This is a genomic window from Pedobacter sp. N23S346 (assembly GCF_048515415.1).
GTDB lineage: Bacteria > Bacteroidota > Bacteroidia > Sphingobacteriales > Sphingobacteriaceae > Pedobacter.
This window is the reverse complement of the sequence record NZ_JBLYEE010000006.1, coordinates 39,356-55,548: the sequence shown is the minus strand read 5'-3', so window position 1 is coordinate 55,548 and position 16,193 is coordinate 39,356. Positions and strand designations below refer to the sequence as shown.

Here is a 16,193-nt window from a genome sequence, read left to right as displayed (position 1 = left end):
CTCTTTTACCTCACAATCATCAACTTTGCAAATTTTAATAACAATTGTTTATTCCCTAATCCCTGAAAAAATACAGTTGCTTTTACATCAGGTAAATTGCCTTCTAAACTGATAATTTTTCCAAAGCCAAATTTCTCGTGCTCCACTTCCATACCACCTTGAAATTCATTTGGTTGAGAAGGCGTAAACCCCGGTGTTGGTACGTGTGCTTTCGCCAGTAATGAAGTTGTTTTCGGGCGTTGTGGCGCAGATGTAGTGGTTGTTGGTTTCGGTTTGCTCAAGAAATCGCGGGGCTGTGAAGTCCAGGTTTTACGTTCATCGTCAAAATTGCCTTCAATCATATTGCTTTTGGCAGGTTTAACATCCAGCTCTAAAAACCTTGGGTTAATTTCATTAATAAAACGACTCGGTTCACAGTTGGTTAACGTTCCCCAGCGGTAACGCGACGTAGCATAAGTGATGGTTAATTTTATTTCAGCACGCGTAATGGCTACATAAAATAAACGGCGTTCCTCTTCCAAATCAGAGCGGGAGTTTACCGACATTTGTGAAGGGAAAAGGTTCTCTTCCAAACCTACAATGAATACATTTTTAAATTCCAGACCTTTGGCCGAGTGAATCGTCATTAACGAAACAGTATCTTTATTTTTGTCGCCATCCTTATCATCATTGGTTAAAAGTGCTACATCCTGCATAAAAATATCAAGACCTTTTTCTTCGATATCTTCACGCTCTGCAAACTCTTTTATACCATTTAATAACTCCTGGATATTTTCATATCTCGACCGACCTTCCACGCTGTCATCAGTGTAAAGCTCTTTTAAAATACCGGCATGTTGGGCGATAAATAAGGCGGAATCATAGGCATCTAATTTTTTCGCTTCCGCCTGAAAGCTTTGAATCATCATCGAAAAATCATTCAGTTGATTGGCTAAACGGCCGTCGACGTATTGATGTGCATTGGAAATTACATCCCACAAGGTTACATTGTTCTGATCAGCAGCTACAATAATTTTATCTATGGAAGTATCTCCAATACCCCGTTTAGGGTAATTAATTACTCTTTTTATCGCTTCTTCATCTTTCGGATTAAAAGTTAACCGGAAGTATGCAATTAAATCTTTAATCTCTTTACGTTGGTAGAACGACTGCCCGCCATAGATTCTATATGGAATGTTCAGCTTACGTAAACCTTCCTCCATCGCCCTACTTTGCGCATTTGTTCGATAGAGAATGGCGAAATCGCTGTGTTTATAGCCCTTTACTCCGCGTTCCTGAATAATGGATTCTGCAACAAGTTTCCCTTCCTCGTTATCCGTAAAAGCACGCGCTACTTTAATTCTGTCACCTTCAGCATTTTCAGAGAAAACATTCTTCTCCAACTGATTTTTATTGTTGGCAATGATGCTACTTGCGGCATCAACTATATTTTGTGTCGAACGATAATTTTGCTCGAGTTTATAAACTTTTAAATCCGGATAATCGCGTTCAAAATTCAAAATGTTCTGAATATTTGCACCACGGAAAGCATAAATACTTTGTGCATCATCACCCACCACACAGATATTCTGGTAAGCTGCAGCCAGTTTTTTCACGATAGTATATTGCGAAAAGTTAGTATCCTGGTACTCATCCACCATCAGATACCTGAATTTCTGCTGATATTTATTTAAAACTTCCGGATGTTCTTTTAATAGAATATTGGTTTTGAAAAGCAAATCATCAAAATCCATCGCCCCACCTCTAAAGCAGCGCTTGGCATATTGTTCATAAATCTGACCAATTAACGGACGTTTATTTTGGATATCCTCCGCCTGGATCTGATCGTTGGCCTGATATTCACCCCAGGAAATTAGATTGTTTTTTGCCGAAGAGATTCTGCCAAAAACAAAGTTAGCCGCGTATAATTTGTCATCAAGCTGCATTTCTTTCAAAATGGCACGGATCACACTTTTGCTATCATCAGTATCGTAGATGGTGAAGTTATTCGGATAACCTATTTTCTCTGCTTCTACACGTAAAATTTTCGCAAAAACGGAGTGAAAGGTTCCCATCCAGATGTTTTTCGCCTCAGCCCCAACCACTTTGCCAATCCGCTCCCGCATATCTTTACTGGCCTTATTGGTAAAAGTCAAAACCAGGATATTAAATGGGTCGGTACCAGTTTGAATAAGGTGTGCCACACGGTAAGTAATTACACGTGTTTTACCCGAACCAGCACCCGCAACAATCATTACCGGTCCTTTTGTATTTTCTACTGCTGCTCTTTGTTGTGGGTTTAATCCTTCTAAATAATCCAAATCGGCTCCTGTTTTTTTGAGGCTCAAAAATAACAATTCTCCGGTCTTTTTGCTAAAGTTGTTGGTAATTAGTTAGGTGTTGTGAATTGAATTTTATTTTGAGGAAAGCCAAACCTGTATTCCATTGTTTCGTTCGTCCTTTGCTTTGCTCATACGCCTGCAAGCCTTAAACACATGGCCGGTATCCGCTTCGCCAAGGTTTATTTAAATTAAGTTTGTGCTGCTATTGAGGGTTTAAAACCCAAAGTAAAAATTAAACTCTTGAAAAATAAGATGTTCTACAGACTCACAGACCTTGGTTAAAAGAAAATAACAACCATAATTATACATTTTCACCTTCTACCTCAAACCCTCTACCTTAATTACATCCAATCTTCATTACCATCTTCTACCTGATACAGCCAATAATTAACCAGCTGTTTAATCTCCGAATAATTTCCATATTTAAATCTGATCTGCCCTGCAGCGGTGTGCAAACACAAATGACCGACATCTATACTTCTATGCCATGGATATTGTGAAGTAGTGATGGACTGAATTTTCGATTGTATTAAGATTTCATTGGAAATATCCCAGATGCCACTTGTTTTGATCACAAATTCCTGGTTAACTGAAAGCCGGTGTTTACGATAGCTGATAAAAATCATCAAAAAACCGATCAGAAAATAAGCAATTGCGAAACCTATAAATGGCTTCACTTCCGGGATTTTAAATGCCACAATTAAAAAAATAGCAACTGGCATTACCAGTTTAAAAAAAACGGGTAAATTCAAAAATCGCCAGTCAGGGATGAAGGTTTTACCTTTTAACGGCACTTTACCTAAAATCATTTTCAAGAGTTCATCCCGTTCTACGGGGTTACATCCTACAACTTCCAAAGTATTCCCCTGAATCTCATTGCCCTTTTTACTTTCGCCAAAATGTGCCTGTTTCAAACTCATGTTGAGCATATTTAACTTTTTCTGAAAATAGTTCTGACTATAGCTGGTAACCTGCACCTTGTTCGGATTGATCAATGTATTCTTTTTGGCAATTAATCCGCATGATAGCAGGAGCGAATGCTGATGCTGAATAATCTCCAGTTCAAAATATTTATAAAACGTACGGGCAATATTGAAAATTAAAAATGCAATAAGGAGCACACCCACAATAATCGCGATTGAAAATATGGTTGCGAAGCCGATGAAAGTATTTTTGATTACCCCCTTATCAATTTGGAATACATCCATAATATGCCTGGCCTCTTGTATAACATATAAAAAGAAGGCGGTGATCAGGGCCAGACTTTTTCCATAATTGGAAGTTAGTCCTACTTTAAATAATGTCCACGAGCTAATCTTCAATACGGCTTCAGGGGTAGGAATGGTGTGATCTTCCCGTGTTTGTTCGATTGTCTCTGATCGTTTGCTCAGTAAATGATCCTTTAAATTATAAGCTGAAACCTCATCTATCGCTTTAATACTTACTTCTTCCCCTTTAGCGCCAGCGGTATCTATCTTCAGCCCATAAACTCCAATAATCTTTTGTAAAATGCTTTGATTGATGTTTACCTGTTGGATTTTATCTAGTTTAATAATAATTTGATCACGATTAAAAATTCCCTTGTTCACTATAAATTCTTGCTTCTCTTTATCAAGAAAAAAGGTGAATTTTAGATAGGAAAAGTAAGCGTAGATTAAACAGAGCAGCATTATAACTGCTATTCCCAAGAGCGTATAACGGGTGTATGTGCCACCCATTTTAATAAAGGCATAAATCAAAAAGAAAAAGAGTGCTTTTGTAACCTTTATCATGGTGTGAACTGCCATCACAATAATGCCAAAGGCCGATTCACGCTGGGGCTGACTAAAATCCTTATTCATATCAAGCCTCAGGTTCAGTGGAAGGATTTTCAATTAAATCGAGTTTTTTCAGTAGCAAGTCTCTGATACTTTTTGCTTCAGCTATCGGAATGCCTGATATGCTTAGATGCCCCGTATGGCCACCTGCGGTAAAGATCTGTAAAGTACCCAAATGGTACATTCTGGAAAAAACAGCTTCATTAAGTTCGATATGTTGGATTCGATTCAGCGGAACAATTGTAGTAGAATCTGAAATGACCCCGCTTTTATAGATCACATCTTTAGCCCTGACAGCGTAGCCTCGTTTTTTAAAACCGATATAATAAAGCAGGTAAGAAATGAATGTAATAATAACATAAGCGCTGATGATCAATGGGGTGTAGGCCCTGAAATCATCAATAAAAAATAGGAGCAAAGCGGCTAAGATAGCCAACGGTACGAAAAACAAAACGAGGTTAATACAGATGATTTTCCAATAGTCGGGATGTGGCTTTCTTAAAATAACTTCCTCAAACTTAGGAAGCGCACCGATGTCTATTGGTTCGTTAGTGAAATTCTCTGCAGGCATGGCTTTAAAGATATAAACAATTTAATCTCTTGTAAGACTAATTATAGCTATTTAAGTTACCTCGCAACGATAAATTTTTTGGCAGTATTATATTTGCCAGAGTCTGATGTGATTTTGAAAAAGTAAACTCCAGGTACAAAAGAAATGGTATTAATTTCAAGTGTATGCTTTCCGGTATTTAAATATTCATTAACAACGGTTTTAACCAGGCGGCCCATCAGGTCGAAAATCTGGACATTAATTTTATCCGTCTCTGGTAAAACGATGTCTACAGATGTTTGAGTAGATGCAGGGTTTGGATAGTTTTGCGATACAACGAACATCAGAAACCTATCGAAGATAGCCTTATTAATGGCATCAAATATTACATAGCTGATGAGTCTGTAACCTCGAGCATTTGGGTGAAATACATCCTGGTAAAGAGAAAAATCCCGTCTCATGGCCGCATTTATGTCAGCGAGATAAATTTTGTATTCCGTTACCAAGCGTCTGTAAATGGTGTTCAAAGCCCTGATATTTGCATTGGTAGATACTAATGGCGCATTATTTCTATCGTCGACATTTTGCAAAGTGCACAATATAGGAATCAGGTTTTGCTTCAGGCTGATGGTAATTAACTGACGCATATTCGCCTCAGATTCAGCTAAACTACCTCTTCCATTACTAATTGCGATGGCATCGTTAATCCCCATAGAAATTACGATAAAACCTGTTCGATCTCTTACTGAATTATCAATCCTTAATAGACCTTGTCGTGTAGTCTGGCCCCCAATCCCCTGATTGGTAATATCAACTACTTTATTAATGTAGCAGTTTTCGAAATTGCTTTTTAGCATAGACTGAAAGCCCACGCCGCCTACACCTTCAACGGTACTGGCACCGAAAGTTACAATATTGATACTGTCTTTTGCATAGAATTTAGCAGCCTCTGGACAGCTTACCCGAGGCGGATTTTGAGCATGTGCAATACCTGATATACCTAAAGAAAAAAGCAACAGCAGAAAAAAAATCAATCTCGTGCTAAATTTCATTACAAATCATCATTCTAGTTGGTTTTAGGATATCTGTTAAGGCCGCAATTTACAGAAAAATGGGTTAAAACGATTTATGAAAGAGAAATTTTCTTACTCCAAAAATTCTACATCATCCAGGTTTAAACTTAACTATCAGCTGTTTAAAAACGTAATAAAAATTTAACTTTTTTAGCCGGATTATTTTTGAGGGTTTCTGCCCCAATTCATTTATTGGCTAATGCCTTTTGCGTTAAAACCCTATATTTGTCCAAATTCATTTTGTTATGCAAGAGATTAAAAATTATGTAGAAACGCACAAGCAACGCTTTTTAGATGAGTTGTTCGAATTATTGCGTTTTCCATCGGTTAGTGCCGACCCAAAATATAAGGATGATGTACTAAAAACTGCAGATTACGTTGCCCAAAAATTGAAAGATGCTGGTGCAGATCATGTAGAGATATGCCCTACCGCTGGTTATCCGATCGTTTATGGTGAAAAACTAATTGATTCTTCATTACCAACTGTTTTAATTTATGGCCATTACGATGTACAGCCAGCAGACCCTTTGGAACTTTGGCATACACCGCCTTTTGAACCAACTGTTCGCGATGGCAAAATTTACGCCCGTGGTGCCTGCGATGATAAGGGACAATTTTACATGCATATAAAGGCGTTTGAATTGATGATGGAAACCAATACGTTGGCCTGCAATGTGAAATTTATGATTGAAGGTGAAGAGGAAGTTGGATCTGCAAATCTTGGTATTTTCGTTAAAGAAAACGCCGATCGCTTAAAAGCTGATGTTGTTTTAATATCTGATACTTCAATGATCAGCATGGAGCATCCATCAATTGAGACTGGCCTGCGAGGTTTAGCTTATATGGAAGTGGAGGTTGTTGGTCCGAATCGTGATTTACATTCAGGTGTTTATGGTGGAGCAGTAGCTAATCCGGCAACAATTCTTTGCAAGATGATTGCATCGCTGCATGATGAAAATAACCACATCACTATTCCGGCATTTTACGATAAGGTTGTGGAGTTAACAGATGAGGAGAAAAAAGCTTTAAATGCTGCGCCTTATGATGAAGCAGAATATACAAAAGATCTTGATATTGAAGAAGTTTGGGGCGAAAAAGGCTATTCTACATTAGAACGGACTGGTACTAGACCAACTTTGGAAGTGAATGGAATTTGGAGCGGTTACATTGGCGAAGGTGCCAAAACTGTTTTACCAAGCAAAGCAAATGCTAAAATTTCTATGCGTTTAGTGCCAAATCAAAGTTCAGAAGAGATTTCAGAAATCTTTACTAAACATTTTGAAAGCATTGCACCTAAAAATGTAAAGGTAAAAGTTACGCCTCATCATGGTGGTGAGCCGGTTGTTACGCCAACGGATAGCATTGCTTACCAGGCTGCTGAAAAAGCAATCGAAGATAGCTTTGGTAAACAAGCCATTCCTACCCGTGGTGGTGGAAGTATCCCGATTGTAGCTTTGTTTGAAGATGTATTAGGAATTAAATCTGTACTTTTTGGTTTTGGTTTGGATAGTGATGCACTGCACTCTCCAAATGAAAAATATGATATTTATAATTATTACAAAGGCATCGAAACTTTGCCATTGTTTCATAAATATTTTGCTGAATTGAGTAAATAAGTCTAAATACTCATAGATACTGGTCGTAGCGGGACGCTACGACCTTAAAAGCTTAAAATCCCTTTTAATCTAATGGTTGGTGTCTCACCAACCATTTCTAAATCTCAAAGCTATCACTTTGGTTTGCCTCGGCTCACCGCCGCCGAAGGGGCTCTTACTTTTTTACTTGATCAAAAAAGTAACAAAAAACCGAGCTTTTCTGCGAGCTCATGAATACCTATAAAAAAATAAACAACTTATGAATAAATCAAGGCTTGGACCTGCTGTTGGATAAATTCGTCAAAGCTTAATGGCGGCAGCACAAGCCGCGATGAAAAATCGCGGAGTACGCGCTGCCTTAGATAGTGGGGTATGAAAGTTTTTGCAGAAGCTTTAACGTTTTCTCCTTCCAGCAGTTCCTAGGCCGGATAGCACGGCGGTTATAGTGGATTGCAGAACTAAAATCTAAAACTGGTCTTAGCGAGACGCTACGACCTTAAAGCTTAAATTTCTTTCGGCTGTTGAGAAACTAACCCATAGAATGGAAATGAATGCCATAATCTAATGGTTGGTGTCTCACCACCGGCCTAAGTTATATCTCGTTAATCTGTTAAGACAATTCCTCTTGATCCGTTTTTCCTTTTATCATAAATGTGATATGAATTTCTAAACCCCATAATTTTTTCTAAATTGTACCCATGAAATATTTAATCTCATCTCTTTTACTTTTAGCAGGATTCGCTTCTTTTGCTCAATCTACTAAAACGATTCAGCAATCTGGTAATCCTATTTTTGAAGGTTGGTATGCAGACCCTGACGCAGCCATTTTCAACAACAAGTATTGGGTTTATCCCACTTACTCTGCCAAATATAAAGAGCAGGTTTTTTTGGATGCCTTTTCATCTGACGACCTGGTTTCCTGGAAAAAACATGACCATATTTTAGATACTTCAGCAGTTAAATGGGCAAATAAAGCCATGTGGGCGCCGGCGATTATTCAGAAAGATAAAAAGTACTATTTGTTTTTTGGAGCCAACGACATTCAGAATGATCAGGAAATAGGTGGGATTGGGGTAGCAGTTGCAGATCGACCAGAAGGTCCATATAAGGATCATCTGGGAAAACCTTTGGTAGATAAGTTTCATAACGGAGCACAACCAATAGATCAGTTTGTTTTTAAGGATAAAGACGGGCAATATTACCTGATCTATGGTGGTTGGAAACACTGTAATATTGCAAAACTTAATAAAGATTTCAGTGGCTTTTTACCCTTTGAAGATGGAAAAATTTTCAAAGAAATTACGCCGGATAAGTATGTGGAGGGACCATATATGTTCATCAAAAACGGCAAATATTATTTTATGTGGAGCGAGGGCGGATGGACTGGTCCTGATTATTCAGTGGCCTATGCTGTTGGCGATTCTCCTTTTGGGCCATTTAAAAGAGTGGGTGAGATCTTAAAACAAGATCCTGCGATTGCGACCGGAGCAGGACATCACTCTGTGATTATCAACGAGAAAAAAGGCACTTATCATATTGTTTATCACCGCCGTCCGTTAACGGAAACTAATGGGAATCATCGTGTAACCTGTATAGATGAAATGAAATTTGATGCAAATGGCATGATCCTGCCAGTGAAAATCACGAATGAAGGTGTTAAAGCCCAAAAAGTAAAGTAAAACTAATTTTCGTTCCCGACTGAACGTTGAGAACGAAAATTTAATTAGCTTCCAAAATAGCCTTCTCTTGTTTTTTATCGAGTAAACTAAATCCGTAAGCACATACCATAAGTACACAGGCTAAACCAAACCAAAGCCAGTTATAGCTCAGGTGTCTTGCGATAAAAAATCCTCCGAACGGACCAATAACTTGTGCACAAGACCAGCTTAACGTATAGCCCGCGGCATACAAGCCTCGGTTATGCTCGTTACTTCTGCTAATCACAACCGTGTTGATAAATGGTAAAACGAACATTTCACCAATGGTAAAAGTGATGATGGTTAACACTGCTGTTACTACATGAAAAATAATCGGTGCGCTTAATAATAAATAGGATACAGCGAAGAAAATGGAACCAATTATGATAAAGAACATGGGCGATCTTTTCTTTTCTATTTTATTGATCATAATCATTTCAAACAGCGCGATAATTGCACCATTTAAGCCGATAATAATGCCAATTGCAAATTCATCAATATGCCATTCTTCCTTGAAAAATACCGGTACCACCCTAAACATCAGGAATGCACAGGTGATAAAAAGTGTGGTTAACAAGATAAATTTGACGTAAAAAGCATCCTGCCAAGGTTTCATAATCACCAAATTGCTGCGGTTTTCTTTCGCTTTTTTCATAAAGCCCTGCACTTTCGGCAACAGGAACATAATGCCTATGCCCACCAAAATACTTACTGACCCCTCTACAACAAACAATAGTTTATAATTGATTGATGCAATAATACCGGCCATACTAATTCCAACAGACCAGCCAATATTTACTGCCAATCTGTTTAAGGAATAGGAGCGGGTGATGGTATTTTCTTTTGCATAATGTGCCACAGCCGTAAAATTTGCGGGTCTGAATGCTTCAGAAAAAAAGCTGATTACAACAGCTAAAACACAAAGTGTAGAGAAATGGGTGATGGTTGAAAATATAATGAAAAGTATTCCACCGATAATAGAGGATAGAATTTGAACGGGTCTGAACCCGATCAGATCAGTAAGTTTTCCGCCAGTTGCCGAGCCTAAAATAGAACCTACACCGAAAAGGGTAATGATTAAGCCGGCATCCATCTCTGTTCTATGCAAGCTTTGAGTAACATAAAGTCCCATAAAAGGAACTGCCATGCTGCCACATCGGTTAAACATCATTACAATACTCAAGAGCCAGGTTTCGCGGCTTAAACCACTAAATGAAGATTTGTAGGTGTTGAGAATGAGTTTGAACATGTTGTTTTTTCCAGCGCACAAAAGTACAAAAGCATTGGGGATTTGATGCTAAATATTAAGATAACTATGTGCTTTTGTGAAGATAAATTCGATGGAATCAGCTGAAAATTTTACTATTCTTTTTATCTTTCAGTATCTTTTTAACAATCTAAGCTTTCTAAATTAATGTATCAAACTCAATTTCTTAAAGAACAACTGAAAAGCATCAGTAACCATATACTCCAACCAGGAGATTTTCATGATAAACTCGTACCTGCCATAACCGCTTATACCAAGTTGTTATTTGATATAGGTAAAATAGACTCGGAGGAATCGATAGAACGTCGTCATATTAAACTGCCCTTTGGTGATGCCATTGGAACTTTTTGGGCCGCTAATTGTGTGAAAGAAGTGTTAAGAACGCAACGTTTTATTAGGGGGTTGTATTTAGCCATTCAGGATAAACTGGCTCAGAAGAGCGGCCCGATACACATTCTTTATGCTGGTACTGGCCCTTTTGCAACTTTGGCCCTACCCATAATGGTTCACTTTAGCCCTGAAGAAGTTCAATTTACTTTACTCGAAATTAATGAAACGAGCCATAACAAGTTGCTTGATGTGATTGATGCTTTTGATTTGCACAAATACGTAAGGCAGATTGAAATTACCGATGCAACAACTTATGTTTTGCCGAACACTGAAGTGGATATTGTATTAAGCGAAACTTTAAACAGGGCGCTTATTACGGAGCCGCAGGTTTTTATCATGCTGAATTTGGCCAGTCAGTTAGGTGATGGTGTGATCTATCTTCCGGAAGAAATCACGGTAAATCTTAGTGAAAAGAAGAGAAACGAAACTGAGCCCAGAATAATAGAAACGCTGATTAATTTTAACCTGGATAAGATGAAAGAGATTATCCGGCACGCTGAAAGAAACCAATGGGTTTTCGAGGAAATAAAAGTGAATATAGGTAATGTAGAACCCGCTGATCTTTATTATACTACTGAAATTAAAATTTACAGGGATAACTTCTTAGGTTATGAAGCGTCTTCTTTGAATTTATTAGAACGGGTAAAATTAGATGAAAAAGATGCCAAAGACTTAATTTTTAAATATTATGCCACTGGGAAACCGGGCTTTAGCGCTCATTCAGAAAATGTATTAATTACCTAAATGATCCATCCAAGAAATTTGAATGTTCTTAAACAAGTGAATGTTTTTTTATTTAAAAGGATTTTACTCAATTTAGCAGCTGAATAGATATGCCGCCAGAGAAAAGAATTCCCACAGATAAAAAAATAGTAATCAGAAAACCTGTTGAGAGAAAACCAACTATCCGGAAACCTGTAGGGAAGAAAAAAAAGCAGGGCTTACTTTCTGTACAAATGAAGGTGGCCATAGCAGCCTTGTTATTGATTTTGCTCTCTCCATTATATTATGGCTATATATTAAATGGATTCGTAGCCTCCTGGAGGTGGATAAAAGATTGGGGACAAGATCCCAATTACCGCACCTATAAAAGTTTTAATATCAAAATACCAAAGAAATATACAGTGCATGGCATTGATGTTTCTTACTATCAGGGTAAAATAAACTGGCATAAGGTTAAGGCGATGAAAGAAGATGAGGTTAAAATTAGTTTTGCCTTTATCAAAGCTACCGAGGGCATTTTACAAGTTGATCCTTATTTTCAGCGCAACTGGCGGGAAGCGCCTAAAGCAGGAATTGTTTGCGGCGCTTATCACTTTTTCAGACCCAAAAAAAGTGGCAGGGCGCAAGCAAAGTTCTTTTTACAGGTAGCCAACGTAGAAAAGGGAGATTTGCCTCCTGTTGTTGATATTGAGACTTTAGACGGTGTTACCCCATTAAGAATGAGACTCGAACTTTCCGATTTCCTTACTTATGTAGAAATGAAAACAGGAGTGAAACCCATTATTTACACCGGTTTAAAGTTTTACGAAGATAATCTGGAAGGAAAACTAGATGAGTATCCATTGTGGATTGCACATTATTATCAGCCAAAATTGCGTTTGGATAAAAGCCGCTGGAAATTTTGGCAACATTCAGACAAAGCTAAAATTAATGGCATCGGGCATGTGGTAGATTTCAATGCCTTTAATGGCGATAGTGTTGCACTAGAGAAAATGAGGAACCCCTAAATCCCCTAAAGGGGACTTGCCTTTCTATAGTTTATACCAAGAGTTCAATAAATAGTTCAATTCAGAATATGGCCTAAGTTTTGTTTATTTATGCCTATCCTTTTAAAAATAGGCTTTCTTTTCTAATTCAAAGAACCCCTAGTACCCTAAAAGGGACTTGCCTTTCTTATAGTTTATACTAACTGTAAAGTTATAGACGGATAATACTTCTTGCTATTTGCTCCTCGCCTGTAGGTCCTTCTTTAAGAAACTTGCTTTTTTAATTATCTTATTCAGATTTAACATCTCTTATTACATATTTTCTTTTTTTTACCTTGCTATTTGCTCCTCGCCTGTAGTTCCCCCTTTAGGGGGCTAGGGGGTTACACCCTCCAACTTTCACACTCTTCCAGGAAAAATTCGTCAGCTTCTGCCCCAATTCCGGGAAGTTCAGGGACATCTAAGAAATAACCATCATAGGTTAAACCATCAACAACAGGATCTACCAGGTGACCAAGTAAGGCTGTATCTAAATCAAAGAACTCTACATTCGGACTTGCTAAGGCAAAATGTAAATTGGCACTTAAAGCAATCCGACTTTCCAGCATGCTTCCAATCATACATTTAACCCCCTTTTGCATGGCCTCTTCATGAATTTTTTGAGCTTCCAGAATGCCGCCTGATTTAGAAAATTTGATGTTTAGGTAAGTCGTCGACTGGCTATTAATCAGTTTTCGGGCATCATGGTGGTTATAACAGCTTTCATCAGCCATTAACTTAATAGGAGAGTTTATATTCAGTTCAGGTAATTTATCATCAAACCAGGTACGCATTGGCTGTTCACAGAATTCGATGTTATATTTTTCAAGTTCGCCCAGCGCGAATAAGGCATCATCAAAACTCCAACCCTGATTTGCATCCAGGCGCAAAGTCATTTCCTCACCAACGGCGGTTCTAATTTGTTTTACCCGTTCAATATCGTCGTGAACTTTCTTGCCCAGCTTAATTTTTAAAATCCTGCAACCCTGGCTCTGGTATTTAAGTGCAGTTTTTGCCATCCCTTCGGGGGTATCGATACCAATCGTCATATCCGTTTCGATCGTTCTCTTCGTTCCGCCAAGAAATTTATAGAGCGGCAAGCCGGCGTGTTTGGCAGCGATATCAAATAAAGCCATATCAAATGCGCTTTTTATAGTACTATTATGGTCAGCATAGCCTAAAAGATCGTTCATTCTTTCAGGAATCTCCAGCGGATCTTTCCCCTTTAAAATGGCTGCAAAATCTTTAGCCATCGCAATGCAGGTGTCCTGCGTTTCACCAACAATCATCGGGAAGGCAGAGCATTCGCCAATTCCATGAATGCCCGCATCAGTATAAATTCTGATCAAGACATTTTGTGCAAAGTGCATGGTGCCAGTGGCAATCACAAAAGGCTCCATCGGGATGCTGAAGCGATATATTTCGGTATGCGTAATTTTCATTTTTTAAAATTGAAGGTAAAAAGCTGAAGGTGTGCTAATCGAGATAAAAGTCGGTGATGTGTCCAACTCAATTCGGTACGCATTGCGCATACTTTCAGACGAGATTGAATAATAACCTCCTTAACTATGCTAAATAAATCGCTTTTTAATAATTCCATGTACACAAATTGATTTCATCTAAAATAGAAAAACAAAAACTAAAATCAGCCACGTTTGTAGATAATTAATAGCTTTACAGTTCCAATTTATATCTCGAAAACCTATGTCAAATCCACATGCTGAGCCTAATAAACTGATTAACGCCTCTTCACCATATCTACTTCAACATGCTTATAATCCGGTTCATTGGTACGAATGGGGTACAGAAGCTTTAGAGAAAGCGAAAGCAGAAAATAAGCTTATTTTAGTGAGCATCGGCTATTCTGCCTGCCATTGGTGCCACGTAATGGAAAGAGAATGTTTCGAGAATCATGAAGTTGCCGAAGTGATGAATCAGCACTTTGTGTGCATTAAGGTAGATCGAGAAGAGCGGCCAGATATCGATCAGATTTATATGTATGCCATTCAACTCATGACTGGGAGCGGGGGATGGCCACTCAACTGTATTTGTTTGCCCGATCAGCGACCAATCTATGGTGGCACTTATTTCCGTAAAACAGACTGGATTAATGTATTGGAAAATTTGGCCGCACTTTGGGCAAACGAACCCGATAAAGCCATTGAATATGCAGAAAGATTAACGGCTGGTATAAATGACAGCGAAAAAGTAATCGCCGTTGAAAATAAAGAGACCTATACCCAAGCCCATTTAACAGAAATTATAGAACCCTGGAAACGCCATTTCGATATTGGTTATGGTGGCTACAATCGTGCGCCAAAGTTCCCGTTGCCCAATAACTGGGTTTTCTTACTTCGCTATGGTTTTTTAAATGATGATGAATCTGTTTTTACAGCGGTTTGTCACACCTTGGAAGAGATGAGCAGAGGTGGGATTTATGATCAGCTAGCCGGAGGTTTTGCCCGTTATTCGGTGGATGATAAATGGCATGTGCCGCATTTCGAGAAGATGCTTTACGATAATGCACAGCTGATTAGTTTATACATAGAGGCTTATCAATGCACCAAATTTGATTCATTTAAACAAACCGCAGTAGAAACGATTGGATGGGTTTTTAATGAGATGACCTCACCAGAAGGATTGTTCTATTCTGCTTTGGATGCCGATAGCGAAGGCGTAGAAGGTAAATTTTACATTTGGGATAGAGCAGCGTTCGATCAGATTCTGGGAGATGATGCCGCATTATTGGGTGAATATTACAATGTAACTGAGGATGGCAATTGGGAAGAAGAACAAACCAATATCTTAAGAAAAACAATTGATGATCAAACCCTTCTGTATAAATATGGTGTTTCGGCTGAAGATTTATTTGATAAAGTTAATCAGGCAAAAGCTAAACTACTCGAGGTAAGAAGCAAGCGCGTGAGGCCAGGATTAGACGATAAATGCCTGACCGCCTGGAACGGGATGATGATTAAAGCCCTTGCAGATGCGGCACAAGTGTTGGGTCATGAGGCATATTACCAAAAAGCAGCTGCAGCAGCGAACTTCATCATAAAAAATATGAAATCTGAAGCGGGTGGCTTATACCGAAATTATAAAAACGGGAAAGCATCTATCACTGCATTTTTAGATGATTATGCATTTCTGATCGAAGCATTAATTGCCTTGTATGAGTATGATTTTGAGGAACAATGGCTCGAGGAAGCCAAATCATTTGCAGATTACGTTCTGAATCATTTCAATGATGCGGAATCACCAATGTTGTTTTACACCTCTGCAGCAGGCGAGAGTTTGATTGCCCGCAAGCACGAAGTAATGGATAATGTAATTCCGGCAGCAAATTCAACGATGGCTTTAAACTTGAAAAAGTTAGGTTTATTATTCGATCTGGAAAACTACACTGAAAAAGCGGCAGAAATGCTGGCTGCGGTTCATCCGAAGATCAAAACATATGGCTCTGCTTATTCAAACTGGGCAATTTTATTGCTGAACGAAATTTACGGTGTAAATGAGATTGCGATAACAGGTTTAGAAACAGATGTGGTTAAGTTGGAGTTAAGCAATCATTATATTCCCAATAAAATTACATTAGGTGGAACAAAAAGTAACTTACCGCTGTTAAAAGGGAAGCAAAGCAATGAAACAAAAGTTTATATTTGCCGAAATAAAGTATGCCAGTTATCGGTTAACACTGTTGAGGAAGCATTGGAATTATTAAATTAGAGATAGAAT

The 16,193-nt window shown here is 38.4% G+C and carries 11 protein-coding genes; 5 read left to right on the top strand and 6 right to left on the bottom strand.

The features are described from left to right. Nucleotides 1–5: 5 nt before the first annotated feature. The 4 genes from ACN1CD_RS12110 to ACN1CD_RS12095 all read right to left on the bottom strand — a co-directional run bounded on the left by ACN1CD_RS12110 (nucleotide 6) and on the right by ACN1CD_RS12095 (nucleotide 5,740). Complete coding sequence (locus ACN1CD_RS12110; protein WP_419130888.1) at nucleotides 6–2,300, bottom strand: ATP-dependent helicase; 2,295 nt, start codon at nucleotides 2,298–2,300, stop codon at nucleotides 6–8. 362 nt (nucleotides 2,301–2,662) lie between these two features. Then, entirely contained in the window at nucleotides 2,663–4,195 is a 1,533-nt protein-coding gene (locus ACN1CD_RS12105) for a PH domain-containing protein (protein WP_419130652.1), read from the bottom strand. After that, nucleotides 4,164–4,709 carry a PH domain-containing protein gene (locus ACN1CD_RS12100; RefSeq protein ID WP_419130651.1) on the bottom strand — a complete coding sequence of 182 codons (546 nt, stop codon included), beginning with the start codon at nucleotides 4,707–4,709 and terminating at the stop codon, nucleotides 4,164–4,166. Before ACN1CD_RS12100 ends, ACN1CD_RS12105 begins: the two co-directional genes overlap by 32 nt. Nucleotides 4,710–4,765: 56 nt before the next feature. After that, nucleotides 4,766–5,740, bottom strand: coding sequence for a GDSL-type esterase/lipase family protein (locus ACN1CD_RS12095; protein ID WP_419130650.1), 975 nt, complete (start codon nucleotides 5,738–5,740; stop codon nucleotides 4,766–4,768). 266 nt (nucleotides 5,741–6,006) lie between these two features. Here ACN1CD_RS12095 and ACN1CD_RS12090 point away from each other — a divergent pair, with 266 nt between their 5' ends. Together ACN1CD_RS12090 and ACN1CD_RS12085 are read left to right on the top strand one after the other, a co-directional pair. Next, nucleotides 6,007–7,377: a dipeptidase gene (locus ACN1CD_RS12090; protein WP_419130649.1), complete on the top strand. Its 1,371-nt coding sequence runs from the start codon at nucleotides 6,007–6,009 to the stop codon at nucleotides 7,375–7,377. Nucleotides 7,378–8,054: 677 nt separating this feature from the next. Continuing rightward, entirely contained in the window at nucleotides 8,055–9,035 is a 981-nt protein-coding gene (locus ACN1CD_RS12085) for a glycoside hydrolase family 43 protein (protein WP_419130648.1), read from the top strand. Nucleotides 9,036–9,075: 40 nt separating this feature from the next. Here the strand turns inward: ACN1CD_RS12085 and ACN1CD_RS12080 are convergent, their stop codons facing one another. Then, nucleotides 9,076–10,302 carry an MFS transporter gene (locus ACN1CD_RS12080; protein WP_419130647.1) on the bottom strand — a complete coding sequence of 409 codons (1,227 nt, stop codon included), beginning with the start codon at nucleotides 10,300–10,302 and terminating at the stop codon, nucleotides 9,076–9,078. 165 nt (nucleotides 10,303–10,467) lie between these two features. Here ACN1CD_RS12080 and ACN1CD_RS12075 point away from each other — a divergent pair, with 165 nt between their 5' ends. Both ACN1CD_RS12075 and ACN1CD_RS12070 read left to right on the top strand, forming a co-directional pair. Next, nucleotides 10,468–11,454, top strand: coding sequence for a hypothetical protein (locus ACN1CD_RS12075; protein WP_419130646.1), 987 nt, complete (start codon nucleotides 10,468–10,470; stop codon nucleotides 11,452–11,454). 89 nt (nucleotides 11,455–11,543) lie between these two features. Further along, nucleotides 11,544–12,440 (top strand): glycoside hydrolase family 25 protein, encoded by an 897-nt coding sequence (locus ACN1CD_RS12070; RefSeq protein ID WP_419130645.1) that lies wholly within the window; start codon nucleotides 11,544–11,546, stop codon nucleotides 12,438–12,440. A 362-nt stretch (nucleotides 12,441–12,802) separates the two neighbouring features. Here ACN1CD_RS12070 and ACN1CD_RS12065 read toward each other — a convergent pair whose 3' ends face one another. Then, nucleotides 12,803–13,900: a mandelate racemase/muconate lactonizing enzyme family protein gene (locus ACN1CD_RS12065; RefSeq protein ID WP_419130644.1), complete on the bottom strand. Its 1,098-nt coding sequence runs from the start codon at nucleotides 13,898–13,900 to the stop codon at nucleotides 12,803–12,805. Between the two features lie 262 nt (nucleotides 13,901–14,162). On the opposite strand from ACN1CD_RS12065, the gene ACN1CD_RS12060 reads away from it, so the two are divergent. Beyond that, nucleotides 14,163–16,184 carry a thioredoxin domain-containing protein gene (locus tag ACN1CD_RS12060; RefSeq protein WP_419130643.1) on the top strand — a complete coding sequence of 674 codons (2,022 nt, stop codon included), beginning with the start codon at nucleotides 14,163–14,165 and terminating at the stop codon, nucleotides 16,182–16,184. Nucleotides 16,185–16,193 lie beyond the last annotated feature (9 nt).